Annotated in this window: 22 protein-coding genes; 7 read left to right on the top strand and 15 right to left on the bottom strand. The window is 70.7% G+C overall.

Annotation, left to right across the window (positions count from 1 at the left end; all coding sequences use genetic code 11):
• Nucleotides 1–24: 24 nt before the first annotated feature.
• The gene (locus BKN51_RS05925; protein WP_101606654.1) at nt 25–1044 is read left to right on the top strand and encodes a DNA polymerase domain-containing protein; all 1020 of its coding nucleotides are present in this window, start codon (nt 25–27) and stop codon (nt 1042–1044) included.
• Here the strand turns inward: BKN51_RS05925 and BKN51_RS05930 are convergent.
• The 3 genes from BKN51_RS05930 to BKN51_RS05940 are packed head-to-tail and all read right to left on the bottom strand — an operon-like array spanning nt 1041 to nt 3363.
• Nucleotides 1041–2399 (bottom strand): MFS transporter, encoded by a 1359-nt coding sequence (locus tag BKN51_RS05930; RefSeq protein ID WP_168214275.1) that lies wholly within the window; start codon nt 2397–2399, stop codon nt 1041–1043. The genes BKN51_RS05925 and BKN51_RS05930 overlap by 4 nt on opposite strands.
• Entirely contained in the window at nt 2396–2824 is a 429-nt protein-coding gene (locus BKN51_RS05935) for a MarR family winged helix-turn-helix transcriptional regulator (protein WP_101606655.1), read from the bottom strand. The genes BKN51_RS05930 and BKN51_RS05935 overlap by 4 nt, the downstream gene beginning before the upstream one ends.
• 50 nt (nt 2825–2874) lie before the next feature.
• The gene (locus tag BKN51_RS05940; protein ID WP_233224231.1) at nt 2875–3363 is read right to left on the bottom strand and encodes a hypothetical protein; all 489 of its coding nucleotides are present in this window, start codon (nt 3361–3363) and stop codon (nt 2875–2877) included.
• A 182-nt stretch (nt 3364–3545) separates the two neighbouring features.
• Between BKN51_RS05940 and BKN51_RS05945 the strand changes: the two genes are divergently transcribed.
• The 3 genes from BKN51_RS05945 (at nt 3546) to BKN51_RS05955 (ending at nt 5376) form a co-directional block, all read left to right on the top strand.
• Nucleotides 3546–3938 (top strand): DUF6221 family protein, encoded by a 393-nt coding sequence (locus tag BKN51_RS05945; RefSeq protein WP_101606657.1) that lies wholly within the window; start codon nt 3546–3548, stop codon nt 3936–3938.
• 7 nt (nt 3939–3945) lie between these two features.
• Nucleotides 3946–4986: an LLM class flavin-dependent oxidoreductase gene (locus BKN51_RS05950; protein WP_101606658.1), complete on the top strand. Its 1041-nt coding sequence runs from the start codon at nt 3946–3948 to the stop codon at nt 4984–4986.
• A gap of 153 nt (nt 4987–5139) precedes the next feature.
• Nucleotides 5140–5376, top strand: a complete 237-nt coding sequence (locus BKN51_RS05955; RefSeq protein ID WP_101606659.1) for a S1 RNA-binding domain-containing protein — start codon at nt 5140–5142, stop codon at nt 5374–5376.
• A gap of 74 nt (nt 5377–5450) precedes the next feature.
• Here BKN51_RS05955 and BKN51_RS05960 read toward each other — a convergent pair whose 3' ends face one another.
• Nucleotides 5451–7043 carry a PucR family transcriptional regulator gene (locus BKN51_RS05960; RefSeq protein WP_174720532.1) on the bottom strand — a complete coding sequence of 531 codons (1593 nt, stop codon included), beginning with the start codon at nt 7041–7043 and terminating at the stop codon, nt 5451–5453.
• 129 nt (nt 7044–7172) lie between these two features.
• On the opposite strand from BKN51_RS05960, the gene pruA reads away from it, so the two are divergent.
• Complete coding sequence (pruA, locus tag BKN51_RS05965; RefSeq protein WP_101606661.1) at nt 7173–8810, top strand: L-glutamate gamma-semialdehyde dehydrogenase; 1638 nt, start codon at nt 7173–7175, stop codon at nt 8808–8810.
• 17 nt (nt 8811–8827) lie between these two features.
• Nucleotides 8828–9757 carry a proline dehydrogenase family protein gene (locus tag BKN51_RS05970; RefSeq protein ID WP_101606662.1) on the top strand — a complete coding sequence of 310 codons (930 nt, stop codon included), beginning with the start codon at nt 8828–8830 and terminating at the stop codon, nt 9755–9757.
• A gap of 87 nt (nt 9758–9844) precedes the next feature.
• Here BKN51_RS05970 and BKN51_RS05975 read toward each other — a convergent pair whose 3' ends face one another.
• Complete coding sequence (locus BKN51_RS05975) at nt 9845–10201, bottom strand: thioredoxin family protein (RefSeq protein WP_020637318.1); 357 nt, start codon at nt 10199–10201, stop codon at nt 9845–9847.
• Between the two features lie 90 nt (nt 10202–10291).
• On the opposite strand from BKN51_RS05975, the gene BKN51_RS05980 reads away from it, so the two are divergent.
• Entirely contained in the window at nt 10292–10534 is a 243-nt protein-coding gene (locus tag BKN51_RS05980) for a DUF2630 family protein (protein ID WP_101606663.1), read from the top strand.
• Nucleotides 10535–10635: 101 nt separating this feature from the next.
• Here the strand turns inward: BKN51_RS05980 and BKN51_RS05985 are convergent, their stop codons facing one another.
• From BKN51_RS05985 to BKN51_RS06030, 10 genes are all read right to left on the bottom strand, one after another.
• Nucleotides 10636–12147: an alpha/beta hydrolase gene (locus BKN51_RS05985; protein ID WP_101613070.1), complete on the bottom strand. Its 1512-nt coding sequence runs from the start codon at nt 12145–12147 to the stop codon at nt 10636–10638.
• Between the two features lie 116 nt (nt 12148–12263).
• A complete protein-coding gene (locus tag BKN51_RS05990; protein WP_101613071.1) occupies nt 12264–13343 on the bottom strand; it encodes an ATP-dependent DNA ligase in 1080 nt (359 codons plus the stop codon).
• Nucleotides 13344–13371: 28 nt separating this feature from the next.
• Entirely contained in the window at nt 13372–13959 is a 588-nt protein-coding gene (locus tag BKN51_RS05995) for an alkaline shock response membrane anchor protein AmaP (RefSeq protein WP_101606664.1), read from the bottom strand.
• Entirely contained in the window at nt 13956–14492 is a 537-nt protein-coding gene (locus BKN51_RS06000; RefSeq protein ID WP_101606665.1) for a DUF6286 domain-containing protein, read from the bottom strand. Before BKN51_RS06000 ends, BKN51_RS05995 begins: the two co-directional genes overlap by 4 nt.
• Before the next feature lie 14 nt (nt 14493–14506).
• On the bottom strand, nt 14507–14863 hold the full coding sequence (locus tag BKN51_RS06005; RefSeq protein WP_101606666.1) for an Asp23/Gls24 family envelope stress response protein: 357 nt from the start codon (nt 14861–14863) through the stop codon (nt 14507–14509).
• Nucleotides 14860–15036, bottom strand: coding sequence for a hypothetical protein (locus BKN51_RS06010; RefSeq protein ID WP_005157087.1), 177 nt, complete (start codon nt 15034–15036; stop codon nt 14860–14862). The genes BKN51_RS06005 and BKN51_RS06010 overlap by 4 nt, the downstream gene beginning before the upstream one ends.
• The gene (locus BKN51_RS06015; RefSeq protein ID WP_101606667.1) at nt 15036–15485 is read right to left on the bottom strand and encodes an Asp23/Gls24 family envelope stress response protein; all 450 of its coding nucleotides are present in this window, start codon (nt 15483–15485) and stop codon (nt 15036–15038) included. Before BKN51_RS06015 ends, BKN51_RS06010 begins: the two co-directional genes overlap by 1 nt.
• Before the next feature lie 449 nt (nt 15486–15934).
• On the bottom strand, nt 15935–16360 hold the full coding sequence (locus tag BKN51_RS06020; protein WP_101606668.1) for a hypothetical protein: 426 nt from the start codon (nt 16358–16360) through the stop codon (nt 15935–15937).
• On the bottom strand, nt 16360–16917 hold the full coding sequence (locus tag BKN51_RS06025) for an RNA polymerase sigma factor (protein ID WP_101606669.1): 558 nt from the start codon (nt 16915–16917) through the stop codon (nt 16360–16362). The genes BKN51_RS06020 and BKN51_RS06025 overlap by 1 nt, the downstream gene beginning before the upstream one ends.
• On the bottom strand, nt 16914–17660 hold the full coding sequence (locus BKN51_RS06030) for a pyrimidine reductase family protein (protein ID WP_101606670.1): 747 nt from the start codon (nt 17658–17660) through the stop codon (nt 16914–16916). The genes BKN51_RS06025 and BKN51_RS06030 overlap by 4 nt, the downstream gene beginning before the upstream one ends.
• Between the last annotated feature and the right edge of the window lie 44 nt (nt 17661–17704).

A 17704-nucleotide genomic window follows, 5' to 3' on the forward strand; every position in this document is an offset into this window, starting at 1 on the left:
CGCCGGACTGGCTACGGTGGGCGCATGCCCAAGAACGGTGAGCCGATCGAGGTCGAGGTAGGCGAGCGCAAGGTCCGGGTCTCCAGCCCGGACAAGCCGTACTTCCCCGCCCGCGGCATCACGAAGCGCCAGGTGGTGGAGCACTACGTCGCGGTCGGCGTGCCGTTGCTGCGCGCGGTCGGCGAGCGGCCCACGACGCTGAAGCGCTACGTCGACGGCGTCGAGGGCGAGTGGTTCTACGCCAAGCGCGTGCCGAAGGGCGCCCCGGACTGGGTGGAGACCGCGAAGATCACCTTCCCGTCGGGCCGGACCGCCGAAGAGGTCTGCCCGACCGAACCCGCCGTGTTCGCCTGGGCGGCGAACCTGGGCACCTTCGACTTCCACCCGTGGCCGGTGCGGCGGCCCGACGTCGACCATCCCGACGAGCTCCGCATCGACGTCGACCCGCCGGACGAGGCGGGTTTCTCCGACGCGGTCGAGGTCGCCGGGGTGGTGCGCGAGGTGCTCGACTCGGCGGGGCTCGTCGGCTATCCGAAGACCTCGGGCGGCCGCGGCGTGCACGTCCTGGTGCGGATCCGGCCGGAGTGGGACTTCATCGACGTCCGCCACGCGGTGATCGCGCTGGGCCGCGAGGTCGAGCGCAGGATTCCCGGGAAGGCGACCATCGCGTGGTGGAAGGAAGAGCGCGGCGGCCGGGTCTTCATCGACTACAACCAGGCAGCCCGCGACCGCACGGTGGCGTCGGCCTGGTCGGTCCGCGGCACGCCGCGCGCGACGGTGTCGACCCCGCTGACCTGGGATCTGCTCACCGAGGTCGACCCGGACGACTTCGACGTCCTCACCGCCGGCGCCTTCTACGCCGAGCGCGGTGACCTCCACGCGCCGATGGACGAGCAGGCGTTCGGCATCGAGACGCTGCTGGAGTGGTACGCGCGGGACGAGCGCGACCACGGCCTCGGCGAGATGCCGTATCCGCCCGACTATCCGAAGATGCCGGGCGAGCCGAAGCGGGTCCAGCCCAGTAAGGCGCGCGACGACACCTAGGGCGTCCCGACGCGGGCCAGCGAGCGATCCACGACGGTCAGCGCGAGGAACAGCACGCTGACCACGAGCATGAACGCGGCCAGGTGGTGCAGGCCGCCGCTGTCGGCGCGCTGCCCGAAGAAGGCGCCGTTGGCCGCGGACGCGACGATGGCGCCGAGGTAGCCGAAGGTGCGCAGCAGCCCGGCCGACGAACCCATCCGTTCGGCGTGGGCCTGGTGGTACACGGAGTTCTGCAGCGCGAGGTTGTTCAACCCCTGCGGCACCCCGAGGACCACCACGACGGCCAGGAGCGCCCAAATCGGGCTGCCGTCGTTCAGGAACAGCAGCAGGGCGCAGGCGGCGACCTGTCCGAGCGAGCCGACCAGGAGCTTGCCGCGGACGGCCTTGCCGCGTCCGGTGACGGTGGAGGCGATGATCCCGACGGCGAACAGGGGGAGCAGGACGAGTCCGGCTTCCGACGCGGACAGCCCGTGGCCCTGCTCCATCCACTGCGTGTAGCCGTAGAGGAAGGCGTAGCTGACGACGAAGCTGAGCAGGGCCCTCCCGTAGGTGGCCAGCAGCGGCAGGTTGCCGCCGAGCAGGCGGACGTCGATGAACGGTTGCCGTGCCCGGAGTTCGCGCCAGGTGAATCCGGCGCCCGCCGCGACGGTCACGGCGAGCAGCCACCAGTCGCCGCCCCGCACGTCCATCAGGAACAGCAGCAGGCAGACGAGCGCCGCGGCGAACAGGCCCATGCCGGGCAGGTCCAGTTCGCGCACGATGCTCCGGCCGTCGCGGCGGGGGACGGGTGTCGCCGGGAGACGGCGGAAGCCGAGGTACAGGCCCGCCAGGGCGAGCGGGACGTTGATCGCGAGGGTCGCGCGCCAGCCGCCGACCCCGATCAGCAGTCCGCCGAGGCTGGGCCCCACGACGGCGATGGTCTGCGTGGTGATGGCGAGCGCGGTGAGGACCCCGGCCGGGCTGTCCTTCCCGGTGCGCAGGGACTCGCTCCGGATGAGGTGCATCGCCGCCGGATAGCCGGCGCAGGTGCCGAAACCGAGGAGCACCCGGGACGCGACGAGCACGCCGAAACCGGGGGCGAGCATGCCGACGACACCCGAGATCCCGGTCAGCGCCGCCCCGGCCAGGAACAGGCTGCGGGGCCCGAAGAGGTCGATGAGCCGTCCCACCACCGGCTGGCCGATCGCGGTGGCCAGGTACAGCGCGGAGACCAGCCACGCCGTCTGCGCGGGCGGCGCCCCGAAGGCCACGCCGATCGGCACCAGGGACACGGAGATGATCGACGAGTTGACCGGGTTGAGGGCCGCTCCGAGCATCATCGGGGGCAGGAGCCGCCGGTCGAAGTCCGTGCTCACCGCCGCACGACCCGTTCCAGCACGGCCGCCGCTTCGATCAAGGTGCGGCGCTCCGCCTCGGTGCACTGCGTTTCGAGGACTTGGGCGAGCCAGCCTTCCCCGGCCCTGCGGCGCTCGTCGAGGAAGGCGCGACCGTCGTCGGTGACGAAGATCAGCTGACGCCGTCCGTCCTCGGGATCCGGGCGGCGTGCGGCCAGTCCCCGTTCCACGAGGACACCGACGGTGGTGGCGATCGACTGGTGGCGGATGCCTTCCAGCGCGGCCAGGTCGCTGACCGACGCTTCGCCGTCCTTGTCGAGCCTGCTGAGCACGGACGTCTGGGACGGCGTGAGGTCGCCGCTGCCGTAGTTCTCGCGCAGACGGCGCCGCAGCCTGCTGAAGGCGACGCGGATGTCGTGGGCTGCGCGTGCGGCGGTCTTGTCCATGTCCGCAGGTTAACTTGCGCAGGTGAAACTGCGCAATTATGACTGCGTATCTACGGTGACAGGCTGAACTCGCAGCCCGCGACCTGTAGGTATTCGCCCCTGCGGGTGGTGAACCGGGCGGCGCCGGTGGTCAGCTGGTCGGCCAGGATCTTCGACACGCCGCCGGTGCGCAGCCTCGCCCAGTAGCAGTGCCCATTGCCGCCCGGCGCCGGCCCGGGCGAGCGGTACGAGCCCGCTTCGACCTCGGTGCCGACCAGGTAGGTCCCGTCGGCGAACCGGTTCGCGGGAGTGGCGGGGACGGCGCGTCCGGAAGTGACCGGGGGTGCCGGGACGGTCACGGTCGGCGCGGGCGTGGCCTCCGCGGTGACGGTCACCGTCGCCGGGACGGGCGCCGTGGCCGCGTCGAGCACTCTCGGCTGAGTGGCCGCCACCACTCCGACGCCCGCGCCCAAAGTGAGTGCGACGGCGAGCCCGGCCACGAGCGGGAACGCATTTCGTGACGACGCGTGCGGTATCGGTGACAAATTCGTGCTCGTCATCCATCTCTTCTTCGTTTTGCTCGCGGAGTGATTGCGCTTTCGTGTCGATCTAGAAACCTGTTACCGCTCCGCGGCGGACCGATACGAGACTGTGTGACGCGTGGGACCTTGTCGTAACGCCGGGCTTCCTGCCAGCGACAGTCTCACCCGAACACTAGGCTGGGGGAGACGAAGGAGTACCTGTGGACGACTTGATCGCCTTTCTCGCCGCGCGTGTGGGGCAACGCCAGGCGTTGATCATGCAGGCGGTCAAGAAAACCGAGATCAGCGAATCGCTCAATCGCGGTGAGACCAAGGTCGTCATCGAAAAGAAGATCCGTTCGATGAACGACATCGAGCTCGATGTGGTCAATCAGATGATCAACGAGATCGAGGCGACCCGCAGGCTCCTGCAGGCGCACCGCACCACGGTTTCGGAGAAGGTCCCGGGATTCCCCCTGTACGGCAACGAGTACTGGTGCGAGACGTGCAACGTGCCCGCCGACGAGGCCGGGACGAACTGGTGCCTGACCCTGCGGCTGCTGGCCCTGCCGCACGCCGACCACGCGGACTACAGCGAGCGCTGGCGCCCCTGAGCGGGGAATGCCCGCCGGGTCCGGGCGCGTTGACCCGAGGGTGATCACGCTTTCGGTACTGGACCGGTCCCCGACCCGCCGCGGTGGCGACGCGCCCCGCGCGCTGCGGGACACGGTCGCCTTCGCCAGGGACATCGAAGCGCTGGGCTACCACCGATTCTGGGTCTCCGAGCACCACAGCGTGCCCGGCGTCGCCGGTTCGGCGCCGACGGTGCTGGCCGCCGCCGTCGCCTCCGCGACCGAGCGGATCCGGGTCGGCACCGGCGGCGTGATGCTGCCGAACCACCGGCCACTCGTGGTCGCGGAACAGTTCGGCGTCCTCGAATCGCTGTTCCCCGGCCGGATCGACATGGGGCTGGGCCGGTCGGTCGGGTTCACCGGCGGCGTCCGCCAGGCACTCGGGCACGAGAAGGACGATGCCGACCGCTTCGGCGACCAGGTCCGGGAACTGCTGGGCTTCCTGTCAGGAGACCAGACGGCGTATCCGGGCGTGCACGCCATTCCGGCGGAGGGGCTGCGTGTGCCCGCGTTCCTGCTGGCCACTGGCGCCGGGGCGCGGCTGGCCGCGGAACTGGGGCTGCCGCTGGTGATCGCGCCGGTCCGGGGCGAGGGGCCGCTGCTCGAAGCCATCGAGGGCTACCGCTCCGGCTTCCGTCCTTCGGCGCAGGCTTCGCGGCCGTACGTCGTGGTGTCCACGGCGATCGCGGTCGCGGAGACGGCCGAAGCCGCGCGACGGCTGCTGATTCCCGAAGCGTGGTCGACGGTCTACTCGCGCACGCACGGGGTCTTCCCGCCGCTGTCGCCGGTGGAGGAGATCCTCACCGGGGCACTGTCCGAACGCGACCGTGAGCGGCTGGACCGGGCACTCGACGGTCAGATCGCCGGCACCCCGGACGAGGTGGGCGACCGGCTGGACGCCCTCGTCGCCACCACCGGTGCCGACGAGATCCTCGTGACCACCAGCACTTTCGACCAGGCGGAGCGGCTGGATTCCTACCGGGCCCTCGCCGAGGTCGCGGGGCTGCGGAGCCTCGCCACGGCGTCGTGATTCTTGCTAGTGTCACGGCCATGACTGCCGGGTCGGCCTCGTGCCGTGAGCGGACGGGTTCCCCGGCCGACGCTTGATCTCCGCGCGGGCCCGCAGCCCGCCTCCGTGTGTGTCCCTGTGTGGTGGACGATGCGCGGAGAGGAGGTGAATCGCATGTCCCCCAACGAGAACTGGCGCGCTTTCGTCGTCGCCAACGCCGACGGTGGCGTCCTGGACGGCGTCGTCACGCGGGTGCTGCCGTTCGGCGCGTTCGTCGAAGTGGCCCAAGGGATGGAAGGTCTTTTGCCGACCGTCGGCGGTGCCGGCCCGCTCACCGCCGGTGCGGCCGTCGCGGTGCGGCTCGACAAGCTGGACGTCCAGAACCGGCGGTTCAGCCTGACCCTGGCTTGACCCCCCTCGCGATTCGTCCTCTAGTTGCGGTTGTACGCGTCACGAACTACCGCAACTAGAGGACGAAACGCGGTCTAGAGGCGCAGGAGAAGCTGGGTGAGGATGCGCTGCGCGGGGTCGTCCAGGTCGATCCCGGACACCTCGGCCGCGCGCCGCACCCGGTACCGCACCGTGTTCGGGTGGATGTTCAGCTCGCGCGCCGCGCGCCGGACGTCACCGAACGCGTCGAGGTAGGCGAGCACCGCCGGAACCAGGATCCCGCCGTGGTCGGCGTCGTGCGCGATCAGCTCGGCCAGCCGCGGATCGCGGATTCTCGGTTGCTCACCGAGGAAAGCGAGCACTTCGGAAAGCAGGACCTCGGCGCGGACGTCGGCCAGCGAGGCGACGTCCGCGGTCCCGTGACCACGCGCCATCGTCGCCAGCACGCGGTCCGCGTCGCCACGGGAAGCCGCCGCGTCGGAGAGCCGGGGCACGACGCCGCCCAGCGCCGCGCGCACCCGGACGTCGAGGTGCCGTTGCGCAGTACTGACGATTTCCTTGGCCAGCGCCAGGATCCGCGTCTCGGCGTGTTCGGGCAGATCGGGGAGCAGCGCGTAGACCCGGCCGCCGATCACGCTCACCAGCGCGCTCCGCCGGTACGCGGCGGTGTGCACGGTGATCAGGTGCACCAGCTCGGCCCGCCGCAGCTGCCGGTCGGTCGCCGCGCGGTCGCGGGGGAGCGAGAACCCCAGCACCATGGCCGGTTTCCCGGGATCCGCGCCGATGTCGTCGGCCACGGACTCGACGTCGAGGCGGCCGTCGAGCAGTCCCGCCAGCAGGTCTTCGCGCAGCCGGAGTTCCGGGCTGGGCAGGGTCCGGTGCCGGATCAGCTGGGGCGCGAGCGCCCGGCTCGCGCCGAGCAACGCGATTTCCGCGCTTTCGGTGAGCGGATGCGCGCCCTCCTGGACCCAGATCGTGCCGAGCGGCTGCGACCCGGCGTGGATCCCGGCCGCGATCCGGCGCCGGATGCCGAGATCGGGCCGCTCGTCGATGCGGACGATGCCTTCCCCGGCGCGAAGTCGCTGGTAGACACCCCATTCGCGTAGCATCGCGAGGTACCGCTCCGGGCCTTCACGGCCGAGGATCGAGAGACGGCGCAGTTCGTCCACCTCGTCGCCCGCTCGCGAATAGGCCAGCACGCGGCTCGCGGTGTCCTCGATGCTGACCAGACCGCCGGTGAGCGTCGCGATGGTCTGCGCGAGCGAGAACAGGTCGCCCAGCACCTCGCCGCTGTCCGCCTCGCCCCCGGCCCGGGCCGCGTCCACGACACCCCTGGCCAGCGCCTCGACCTGCTCCCAGCGCGCCTCGTGGCCGACCTCGATCAGGGCGATCCCCGCGTCGGTCGCGACGTTCACGACCGCCGAGCCGTTCTTGACCGCCACCGCGGCCGCCCCCGACCGTCCGGCTGCCCGGATCGCGCCCGCGGCGGCCCGGCCACGGGCGCCGATCACCAGGACGAGATCACCCGGATGGGCGTCGGGCGGATCCTCCGGATCGTGGATGACGACGTCTCCCACCTCGACCCCGAGCCCACTCGGTGCCGCGAGCACTCTGACCAGCGGTTCCCCGAGAGTGGCGAGGACATGCCGCAGGGAGGCGGCAGTGGTCGAATCAGTAGTCGCTGTAATCACCGAATTAAGCCGATCGGACAAGATGGTCACCCCGATTCTAGCCAGTCGAACAAGCCGCGGCGGACTCGTCCGGTCTAACGTTCGGGGTGAGACCTCTACCCGGCGAAGTGAAGTCAGGAGCAGTCAGTGGACGCCGTGACCCAGACCCCCGCCCCGAAGAACGAGCCGGTGCTGAACTACGCGCCGGGCAGCGCGGAGCGCGCTGAACTCGAGGGCGCGCTCAAGTCGCTGGGCGGCGCGGACCCCATCGACATCACCGTGACGATCGGCGGTGAGCAGCGCAAGGGCGGCGGCGAGAAGATCGAGGTCGTCCAGCCGCACAACCACAAGGCGGTGCTGGGCGTCATCCACAGCGCGACCGCGCAGGACACGCACGACGCGATCGCCGCGGCCAAGGCCGCCGCTCCCGGCTGGCGCGCGCTGTCCTACGACGACCGCGCCGCGATCATCCTGCGTGCCGCCGACCTGCTGGCCGGACCGTGGCGTGCCCGGCTGAACGCCGCCACCATGCTCGGCCAGTCGAAGACCGCCTTCCAGGCCGAGATCGACTCCGCCTGCGAGCTGATCGACTTCTGGCGCTTCAACGTCGCCTTCGGCCGCCAGATCCTCGCCGAGCAGCCGGTCAGCTCGCCCGGTATCTGGAATCGGATGGAGCACCGCCCGCTCGAGGGCTTCGTGTACGCCATCACCCCGTTCAACTTCACCGCGATCGCCGGCAACCTGCCGACCGCGCCCGCGCTGATGGGCAACGTCGTGCTGTGGAAGCCGTCGCCGACGCAGAGCTACGCCGCGCACCTGCTGATGCGCCTGCTCGAAGAGGCCGGCATGCCGCCGGGCGTGATCAACCTGCTGCCGGGTGACGGCAAGGCCGTCTCCGAGGTCGCCCTGACCCACCGCGACCTGGCCGGGATCCACTTCACCGGGTCCACCGCGACCTTCCAACACCTGTGGGGCACCGTCGGCGCCAACATCTCCGGCTACCGCACGTACCCGCGTCTGGTCGGCGAGACCGGCGGCAAGGACTTCGTGCTCGCGCACTCCTCGGCCGACGTCGACATCCTGCGCACCGCGCTGGTCCGCGGCGCCTTCGAGTACCAGGGCCAGAAGTGCTCGGCCGCGTCCCGCGCGTACGTCCCGCGTTCGCTCTGGGCGAGCCTGAAGGACGGTCTGATCGCCGAGACCGAGGCCATCACCTACGGCGACGTCAACGATCTGGGCAACTTCGGTGGCGCCGTGATCGACCGCCGCGCCTTCGACAAGCACGCCGCCGTGCTGAAGAACGCGGCCGAGGACGTCGAGATCGACGTCATCGCCGGTGGCACCGCGGACGACAGCGTCGGCTACTTCGTGCGCCCGACGATCCTGGTTTCGGACAACCCGGGCCACGAGATCTTCCGCACCGAGTACTTCGGCCCGATCCTTTCGCTCCACGTCTACGACGACGAGACCGACGAGGGCTTCGACAACGTCTTGAAGCTGATCGACGAGACCGCCGACTACGCGCTCACCGGCGCGGTCATCGCCAACGACCGCACAGCCGTCGCGAAGGCGTCCGAGGCGCTGCGCTTCGCCGCCGGCAACTTCTACGTCAACGACAAGCCGACCGGTGCGGTCGTCGGCCAGCAGCCCTTCGGCGGCGGTCGCGCGTCCGGCACGAACGACAAGGCCGGTTCGGTGTTCAACCTCCTCCGCTGGACGAGCCCGCGCTCGGTCAAGGAGACCTTCGTTCCGCCCACCTCCGTCCGTTACCCCCACCAGGGCTGAGTTCTCAGGAGTCCGTGATGCTGCGTGCCCCGCTGCTCGCCGCCGCTCGATCCCAGCGGATGCGCAAGCTGGTCGAGGTCGTCCCCGCCACCCGATCGGTGGTAGGTCGGTTCGTCGCCGGCGCCGGGACGCCCGACGCCGCCCGGGTGGTCCGTGAACTGGCCGAAGACGGCCTCCGGGTCACCCTCGACCACCTCGGCGAGGACACCACCGACGCCGAGCAGGCCGCGACGACCGTCCGCGCCTACGAGGAACTGCTGTCCGCGCTGGCCGCCGACGGTCTCGCGTTCGGCGCGGACGTCTCGGTGAAGCTGTCCGCGGTCGGCCAGTTCCTGCCCGCGGACGGCGAGAAGGTCGCGCTGGAGAACGCCCGCAAGATCTGCGCGGCGGCCGAAGCGGTCGGTGCCACGGTCACCCTCGACATGGAGGACCACACCACCACCGACTCGACGCTGGGCATCCTGCGGGAACTGCGCACCGAGTACCCGTGGGTGGGCGCGGTGCTGCAGGCCTACCTGCGGCGGACCGAACAGGACTGCCGCGACCTCTCCGGCGAGGGCTCCCGCGTCCGGCTGTGCAAGGGCGCCTACGCCGAACCCGAAGAGGTCGCGTTCCAGGGCAAGTCCGAAGTGGACAAGTCCTACGTGCGCTGCCTGAAGATCCTCATGCAGGGCAAGGGTTATCCGATGGTCGCCTCGCACGACCCCCGGATGATCGCGATCGCCGAGAAGCTCGTGATGGACACGGACCGCGAGGCGGACGACCACGAATTCCAGATGCTGTACGGGATCCGTCCCGAAGAGCAGCGCCGGATCGCGGGCGACGGCAAGACGATGCGCGTCTACGTCCCCTACGGCGACGAATGGTACGGCTATTTCATGCGCAGGCTGGCGGAACGCCCGGCGAACCTGGCGTTCTTCCTGCGCGGACTCGCCACCCGGGGCTGACCCGGTCCCTGGTGGCACGGTTCCGCTGAAGTACAAAGGGGCCCTTCCCGGCGAAATCCGCCGGGAAGGGCCCCTTCTTTTCGTTTCTCAGGCTTCTTGAGCCTCTTCCTTGAGCTTGTCCATGTCGATGTCGCGCGCCTGCTGGATCAGGTCTTCGAGCGTCTTCTCGGGAAGCGCGCCCGGCTGCGCGTAGATGACCGTCTTGTCGCGGATCACCGCGAGCGTGGGGATCGAGCGCACGTCGAAGGCGGCGGCCAGCTGCTGCTCGGCCTCGGTGTCGACGCTCGCGAACACGATGTCGTCGTGATTGCCCGACACCTTTTCGTAGGTCGGCGCGAACTGGCGGCACGGCATGCACCAGCCCGCCCAGAAGTCGATGATCACGAAGTCGTTCTCGGACACGACCTGATCGAAGTTGGCGGCGGTCAGCTCAACTGTGCTCATGTCCGGCGTAACGAAACAGGCCCGGCGCACATTCCCGCGATTGCGCGTAGCGTCTCTTATGGAGCAACCCAGGTTTCGCAGGAGGCGTACATGGCCGACGGGGACATCCTCAGCCGGATCGACGAACTGGTCAGCGAGGAGCACGAACTCCGCTCGCGGGCGATCGGCGCCGGGCTGAGTTCGGACGACCGGGCCCGGCTCGCGGGCGTGGAGCAGCAGCTCGACCAGTGCTGGGACCTGCTGCGGCAGCGGCGGGCGCGGGTCGAGTTCGACGAGGACCCGGACGGGGCCGCGGTGCGGCCGGTCTCCGAGGTGGAGTCTTACCGGCAGTAGCGCCTTTCGCGGCCGCCCGACGCTATGAAAGGCCCGTTACTTGCAAAATTTGCAAGTAACGGGCCTTTCATAGCGCGCGCGGGGGCACGGAACGTGAGGGATCAGGCGGGGCAGAGGGTGCCGTCGACGGGGATCTTGCCGTCGATCAGGAAGGCCCGCGTCGCGTCGGTGACGCAGGGGGAGAGGCCCAGCGCGCCGTGCCCGGCGCCCTGCCAGGTGATCGTGACCGCGCTCGGCATCTGGTCGGCGGCCCGGCCGGTGCCCTGTTCCGGCGTGACCGGGTCGGTCGCGGTGCCCGCGACGAGGATCGGCGGCGCGCCGGGGGCACCCGCGGGCGGGAGCGGTTCGCGGCGCACGGGCCACGGGCTGCACCACGCCAGCTGTTGCGCGGCGAAGACGCCGAACTGCGGGTACTTGTCGCGCAGGGTCGTGGTCACGCGCGTGAGTTCTTCGGCCGAGAGCCGTGTCGCGCTGTCGTTGCACTTGGTCGCGAGCGTGCCGTCCAGCCGGGTCGGCCGGGCCCGGGAGTCCTTGAGCACCGGTTCGGCGAACGCGGCCAGCGGCGTGACGTCGCCGGTCTGCGCGGTCTTGAGCGCCTCGGCGAGTTCCACCCACCGCGAGCGCTGCGCGAGCCCGGAATAGACGGCGTACAAAGCGATCCCCGGCGTGATCTCCACCCCGTCGGTGGTCATCGCGGTCGCTGCGCGGAGCCGGTCCGCCACCGCGGTCACGGCCGCGCGGGCGTCGCCGATCGGGCAGCCCTTGGCGATGCAGTCGGCGCCGAAGGCATCGAGGGTTGCCTGCGCGCTCGCGGCGATGGACTCCTGGACGGCGGCCGCGTCGGGGGCCGGGTCGGGCAGTCCGTCGAGCATGACGCGGCCGACCTGTGCCGGGAACCGCACGGCGTATTCGGCGATGACCTTCGAACCGTCACCGCGGCCCAGCGCGTGCAGTTTGTCCAGCCCCAGCTGCTTCCGGAGTTCTTCGAGGTCGCCCGCGGTCCGCCAGCTGTCCATCGCGACCTGAGAGTCGTCCAGTTCGATCGCGCACTGCTGGCCCGCCTTGCGCGCCGCGTCGACCACGGCTTCGAGGTCGCCGGCGGCCGGGTCCCCGCCGAGCAGGTCGGTGCGGATCTCCGCCGGGATGCACTGCACCGGCGCGGACGCCCCGGTCCCGCGCCGGTCCACGCCGATCAGCGAGAACTTCTGCAGGTACTCGGGCGGCAGCACCGCGGCCAGCCGCGCGGCGTACAGCGAACCCGGCTCACCGTCGACGTCGTTGACCACGACCAGCGGGATCGGCCCGCCGCCGGCCTTGACCACCGTCATCCGCGAGAGCCCGCGGCCGGGCAGATCCGGCGCGTCGAGCGTGGTGGGCACCCTGGCGCAGGAGAACTTCAGCGTGTCCGGCACGGACGGCTGGCCCAGCCGTTGCCGGGTCGCCTCGTCGCAGTTCTCCCATTTGATGGACGGCGACTGCGGTTCGGTGAGCGGCGGCAGCGGTACCTGCTGCGCCGTGGTCGACGAGCCGGGATCGGTTTTGCCGTCGTTGTCGATCACCGCCGGCCGGACCGACGGACCGGCCGTGCAGCCCGCGAGCGCGGCCGTGACCATGGCCGTCGTCAGGATCAGCCGTGGCGTGCGGCGGGCGGTGCTCACGGGCTGGTCCTCACTTCCAGGGCATGACAAAGCTCGTGGGTGAGCTTCGCAGGTGGTGTGTCAGACCCCGGTTAGCGGGTGCGCTTCACCTCGCCGCGGAAGACCGCGTCCAGGTCGTAGCGGGCGACTTCTTCGAGCTGGGCGTAGGTGCAGGAATCCGGTTCGCGGTCGGGACGCCACCGCTTGAACTGCGCGGTGTGGCGGAACCGCGACGGATAGCCGCCTTCCGTGTGCTCGTAGCCGACCTCGACCACCTTCTCCAGCTTCAGCGGCACCCACGGGGCTTCCTTGGACTTCCACCGGGTGATCCCGCCGGGGATCCGCTGCTTTTCCCGCACGTTGTCACCCAGCCAGGGGTGATCGGCCCCGTCGGTGATCAGCGGCGCCAGTTCCTCGGCCAGTTCACGCCGCCGGGTGACCGGGAACGACCCGACGACGCCGGGGTGGTGCAGCACGCCGTCCTCGTCGTAGAGCCCGAGCAGGAACGAGCCGACCATCTCGCCCGCTTCGCCGTCGACGTGCCAGCGCAGGCCCGCGAGCACGCAGTCGGCGGTGCGCGAGTGCTTGTACTTGAGCAGGACCCGTTTGCCGGGGGTGTACGGCTCGTCGAGCGGTTTGCCGATGACGCCGTCGAGCCCGGCGCCCTCGAACAGCTCGAACCAGTGCCGCGCGATCGCCGGATCCGAGGTGGCCGGGGTCAGGTGGATGCCGTCCGAGGCCAGCTTCTCCAGCCGTTCGCGCCGCTTCGACGTCGGTTCGTCCAGATAGGACTCGTCGCCGAGCGCCAGCAGGTCGAACGCGACGAACTCCGCCGGGGTCTGCTCCGCCAGCAGCTTGATCCGGCTTTCGGCGGGGTGGATCCGGTCGGTGAGCGCGTCGAAGTCCAGCTTCCCGTCCCGGCCGACCACCAGTTCGCCGTCGAGCACGATCCGCTCGGGCAGCGCCGCCTTCAGCCGCTCGACGACCTCGGGGAAGTACCGGTTGAGCGGTTTCTCCGAGCGGGACTGCAGGGTCAGCTCGTCGCCGTCGCGGAACACCAGGCAGCGGAAGCCGTCCCACTTCGGCTCGAACAGCAGACCACCGGAATCGGGGATCGCCTTCGCCGGTTTGGCGAGCATCGGTTTGACCGGCGGTGTCAAGGGAAGCGACATGACGGCCATTCTTGCCACAACGACGCGCTCAGCGCACCCGTTGCGGTGCTCCCGTGTCGAGTTCGAGCCGGACGGCGGTGGGCAGCACGGTGACCCCGAGCGATTCCCGCGCGCGGGCCAGGACGGTGAGGTCGAGCTGCTCCCAGACCCGTTTCAGGTCGGTGCCCTCGCTCAGCCAGAGGGTGATCCGCAGCGCCGGGTTGTCGCTGTCGCCGACCGCGCGGACCCGGGCGCGCCCGACGCCGTCGATCGTCTCGGCGTCGGCGCGGACGGCCTCGGAGATGGCCGAGGAGGTCACCACGAGGTCGTCGTCGAGTTCGAGGTCCGGGCGGCCTTCCGGGCGCAGCGACCGGAAGAACCACCACAGTCCCAGCCACAACAGCAGGACACCGAGCACGATGGCGCCGATCCGGGCGGCGAGCGCGTGCTGCGAGAGCCAGTCGAGCGCGATCGGGTCCACGAGTGAGCGGTCGGCCCGATAGGTGCCGAGCCAGCCCGCGCCGACCGCGACCACCGCGGCCCCGCCGAGCAGCGCGAGCAGTCCGATGAGGACGGTCAGGGTGCGTTCGGTGCCGGTGGACCGGCCGAGCGCCTTGGCGGAGACCGAACGGGTCATCGGCGGTCCTTCGGGGAGTCGACGACGACGGACACCTTCGGCCGCCGCACCAGGGGGACGTCGTCGAGCAGGCCGGAGACCGTTTCCAGCAGCCGCGGCCGCAGCTCGCCTTCGGTTTCCAGCCTGCTCGTCGCGCGGACGCGGATCTTCTTGGCGGTGGCGGTGACCTTGGCGCCCGCGACGTTGTCCTGCGCGCGCACGGTCAGCCCCACCAGCCTCGCCAGCGAACGCGGCGAGGTGGTCACGCTGACCTCGTTCGCCGGATCGGCCAGCCGGATGGCCCGCCGCCCGGCCGAGGCCGCCGCCAGGATCAGCAGCAGGCCCACGACCGCCACGGCGATCGCGAGGTACCGGACCTCCGGCGCGCTCCAGGACACCTCCGAGAGCCTGTCGCGCCAGTCGTCCCACGGGAGGAAGAGCGGTCCCCGCCCCGGCCGCCACCAGCCCCAGCCGACCTCCAAGGCCAGCAGGACCCCGGCGGCGGCCAGCGCCAGCCCGATCAGGGCGGACAGCAGGCGGACGAACAAACGCATGCCAGTTGCTCCTTTTAGCGGACGCGGGGCGCGATGTCGGGCAAGAGCGCGGAGACCTTCACCGAGATGTCGCGGACCTGGTACGAGGTGATCCGTTCGACCTCTTCGGTGACCCGGGCGCGCAGATCGCCGACGACCCGCCGCACCGGTGCCGGATAGTTCAACGCCACGTCGAGCACGAGGTCGACGTCGTTGCCCTCACCGCCGACCTTCGCGCTCGCGCCGTGTGTCCCCAGCCCGAGTCCGGCGATCCGCCGCTCGGCACGCGTGGTCCCGTCGACCTGGTCCGCCGCGTGCTGCGCGATCTTTCGGACCACGGTGGGCGCGATGGTGAGGGTGCCGCGATCTTCCGGGTCGGGCGGGACGGTCATTTGTCGCGGCCCCGGCCGAACAGATCGCCGAGGTCGAGTTCGCCGTCGAGCACCCGGCCGAGGACGAGGCCGATGACGCCGACGGCCAGTGTCACCAGGAACGCGGTGAAGCCCTGGGTCGCGGCGAGGCCGAGGATGAGGCCGGCGAGCAGGCCGGTCTGGGTCCCGTTCATCATTCGACCCGCGAGGTCTCGGTCTCGCCGCCGTTCTCGTCGGGCAGGTGGATGTCGTTCACCGCGATGTTGACCTCGATCACCTCGAGGCCGGTGATCTGCTCGACCTGGCCGATCACGTTGCGGCGCACCGCCCGCGCGACGTCGACGATGCGCGCGCCGTACTCGACGACCACGTCGAGATCGATCGCCGCCTGCTTCTCGCCGACCTCGACCGAGACACCGGAAGTGGTGACCGTGCCGGAACCGGGGATGCGCTCGCGGATCGCGCCGAAGGCCCGCGAGACGCCGCCGCCCAGCGCGTGGATCCCGGTCACCTCACGGGTGGCCAGACCGGCCACCTTCTGCACCACCACCGACGAGATCGTGGTCTTGCCGGCGGCTCCTTCCTCGTTGAGCGACGACCCCGCGACCGGGGTGTCGGGCTTGCTCACGCTCGGCTGCGCCATGAAGTTCGCTCCTTCTCGCACCGGTTGCCGCGCGACCTGCGCGCGCGGCGGTCCCTACGCTCTCACCGACCAGGACACGCGCGCATGCCGAGTCGTCCCGCCGTGTCCCCCGAACGGGGTAATCACTTCGGGTGTTCAGTCCGGGTGGACGGTCGGTCCAGCTGGTCGTGAGTGGCGATTCGTGTCCTATTAAGCCGAAAGCCAAAGGTGTCCTGGCGGCGGGCACCCGAACGCACCTGTGGCCTCAGGAACACGACGTCGAGTCACCCCCGATCCCAGGTGCGCCCACTGTGGCATTGGGGACACTCAACGTCCCCAATGCCACATTCGGCGCACACCTCAACAGCAACTCGCGTGATCAGGCACCCGCACACTCGAGTGTGCGGTCCCTGATCACGCGAGTCACGCCCGCGTTGATCCGGTGGTGAGCGGTCGGTCCAGGTCCGGGGTCAGTCGGGATGCACGTCGACGACGTGGACGTTGATCGCGGGCGGGGACGAGCCGAGCTGACCGGTCAGCGCCGCGGTGACGCGGTGACGCAACAGTTCCGCGGCCGACGCCTCGACACCGAACCGGACCGTCACCAGCACTTGGAGGACGTCGTCCTCGAGCGCGACGGCCGAGACGTGGACCCCGCCGAGGTCGCGGCCGATCTCGGCGGCGACCTTTCTGGTCATCAGCACCAGCGCCCGTTCCGACACCTGGGTCTTCCCACCCGCCGAGGGCAGATCGAGCGGCGCCGTGGTGTGCCTGCCGCGGACCCCGCCGACCGAGCGGAGCACCCGTTCGACGAGCCCGGGCGGCGTCGGCACCGGACGGCTCGCGGCGGCGCGCACCTGCGCCCACCGGGGGTCGTCGCGCGGATCCTCGCTCATCACCGTTCCCCGGGTCGGAAGTTGTCGCCGAGCTTCGCCAGCAGAGCCACCCTCGCGCGGTGCAGACGGGCGCGCAAGGCGGGCACTCCGACCTCGAGGACCTCGGCGATCTCCTCGTAGGTCAAGCCTTCGAATTCTCGCAGAATCAGCGGGATCCGCTGGCCGACATCGAGTTCGGCGATCGCGCGCAGCACGGTGCCGACCTGTTCGGCGCTCACCACATGCCCCTCCGGACCAGGCACGACGCCCGCGTCCCCCTCGTCGAGCGGCACGGTCGGTTTCCGGCGCCGGACCTGGCCGAGCGCGCCGTTCGTCGTCACCCGGTAGAGCCAGGTGGACACCGCGGATTCGAACCGGAACCCGGGCAGCGCGCGCCACGCGGAAAGCCAGGCCTCCTGGACGACGTCCTCGGCCTCCGCCGCGCTGCCGGTGATCCGCAGCGCCACGCGGTACATCCTGGCCGTGTGCCGCCGGACCAGGGTGTCGAAGGCACCGTGGTCCCCGGCGGCGGCCCGGGCCGCCAGCTCCTCGTCCGGAACCGGCGCGGGCTCGCTCACCCGCCCTCCCGGCGGCGATAGCGGAGCATGGTGAAGCCGTCTTCGAAGAGCACGGACGCGAGATCCATCCGCCGCGGCTGCGGGGCGGGACGGCCGTCGGCGATCCGGCGTTCGCCCGCGCCCGCCAGCAGGGGAGCGACGGTCAGGCACAGCTGGTCGACGAGGTCGGCCGCGATCAGGTCGCCGAACAGCATCGGCCCGCCTTCGCAGTCGACGCGATACAGCCCGCGCCCGGCCAGGAGTTTCAGCGCCTCGTGGAGGTCGACGTCATCGGTCCCGGCGACGAGGACTTCGGCACCCGCGCGCTCCAGCGCGGCTCGCGGCGCCTTCTCGGTGGTGATGACGATGGGCGGGACTTTGGTGTCGGTGAACAACGGGCCCGCGGGGTCGAGTTCACCGGAACGGGTCACCACCGCGATCGGCGGGACTTCGGACAGCCCGAGCGAGACCCGGCGGGCGGCGCGTTCGGGAGTGATCCGCGCGCCGCGGTAGCCCTCGGCGCGAGCCGTGCCCGCGCCGACCAGGATCACGTCGGAAAGCAGCCGTCCCATCAGGAAGATCCGCTTGTCGGCGGGGTGCGAAAGCCCCTCGGACAGCTGGTCGACCGCCGCCGCGCCGTCCGCGGAGCTGACGAAGTTGACCTGGACCCAGGGGCGGGTCAGGTTTTCGGGATACCCGTAGAGCCGTTCCAGGTCGGCGCCGGAGACGGGATCCGCCGGTGTCGTTGGCCACAAAAGCTGCACACGACCATCCCAGCACGCGCCCGACGGCACCGCTGAGCGGGGGA

Origin of the sequence: Amycolatopsis sp. BJA-103 (genome assembly GCF_002849735.1) — a bacterium.
Lineage (GTDB): Bacteria > Actinomycetota > Actinomycetes > Mycobacteriales > Pseudonocardiaceae > Amycolatopsis.

What these genes read in the sequence shown, in the direction of transcription:
- BKN51_RS06015 (WP_101606667.1), bottom strand. Translation starts at nt 15,485, where the DNA reads ATGGCGCAGCCGAGCGTGAGCAAGCCCGACACCCCGGTCGCGGGGTCG.
- BKN51_RS05925 (WP_101606654.1), top strand. Translation starts at nt 25, where the DNA reads ATGCCCAAGAACGGTGAGCCGATCGAGGTCGAGGTAGGCGAGCGCAAG.
- BKN51_RS05970 (WP_101606662.1), top strand. Translation starts at nt 8,828, where the DNA reads ATGCTGCGTGCCCCGCTGCTCGCCGCCGCTCGATCCCAGCGGATGCGC.
- BKN51_RS05955 (WP_101606659.1), top strand. Translation starts at nt 5,140, where the DNA reads ATGTCCCCCAACGAGAACTGGCGCGCTTTCGTCGTCGCCAACGCCGAC.
- BKN51_RS05940 (WP_233224231.1), bottom strand. Translation starts at nt 3,363, where the DNA reads ATGACGAGCACGAATTTGTCACCGATACCGCACGCGTCGTCACGAAAT.
- BKN51_RS05985 (WP_101613070.1), bottom strand. Translation starts at nt 12,147, where the DNA reads ATGGTCACGGCCGCGCTCGCGGGCTGCACGGCCGGTCCGTCGGTCCGG.
- BKN51_RS05980 (WP_101606663.1), top strand. Translation starts at nt 10,292, where the DNA reads ATGGCCGACGGGGACATCCTCAGCCGGATCGACGAACTGGTCAGCGAG.
- BKN51_RS06010 (WP_005157087.1), bottom strand. Translation starts at nt 15,036, where the DNA reads ATGAACGGGACCCAGACCGGCCTGCTCGCCGGCCTCATCCTCGGCCTC.
- BKN51_RS05935 (WP_101606655.1), bottom strand. Translation starts at nt 2,824, where the DNA reads ATGGACAAGACCGCCGCACGCGCAGCCCACGACATCCGCGTCGCCTTC.
- BKN51_RS05995 (WP_101606664.1), bottom strand. Translation starts at nt 13,959, where the DNA reads ATGACCCGTTCGGTCTCCGCCAAGGCGCTCGGCCGGTCCACCGGCACC.
- BKN51_RS06000 (WP_101606665.1), bottom strand. Translation starts at nt 14,492, where the DNA reads ATGCGTTTGTTCGTCCGCCTGCTGTCCGCCCTGATCGGGCTGGCGCTG.
- BKN51_RS05975 (WP_020637318.1), bottom strand. Translation starts at nt 10,201, where the DNA reads ATGAGCACAGTTGAGCTGACCGCCGCCAACTTCGATCAGGTCGTGTCC.
- BKN51_RS05990 (WP_101613071.1), bottom strand. Translation starts at nt 13,343, where the DNA reads ATGTCGCTTCCCTTGACACCGCCGGTCAAACCGATGCTCGCCAAACCG.
- BKN51_RS06020 (WP_101606668.1), bottom strand. Translation starts at nt 16,360, where the DNA reads ATGAGCGAGGATCCGCGCGACGACCCCCGGTGGGCGCAGGTGCGCGCC.
- BKN51_RS06005 (WP_101606666.1), bottom strand. Translation starts at nt 14,863, where the DNA reads ATGACCGTCCCGCCCGACCCGGAAGATCGCGGCACCCTCACCATCGCG.
- BKN51_RS05950 (WP_101606658.1), top strand. Translation starts at nt 3,946, where the DNA reads ATGCCCGCCGGGTCCGGGCGCGTTGACCCGAGGGTGATCACGCTTTCG.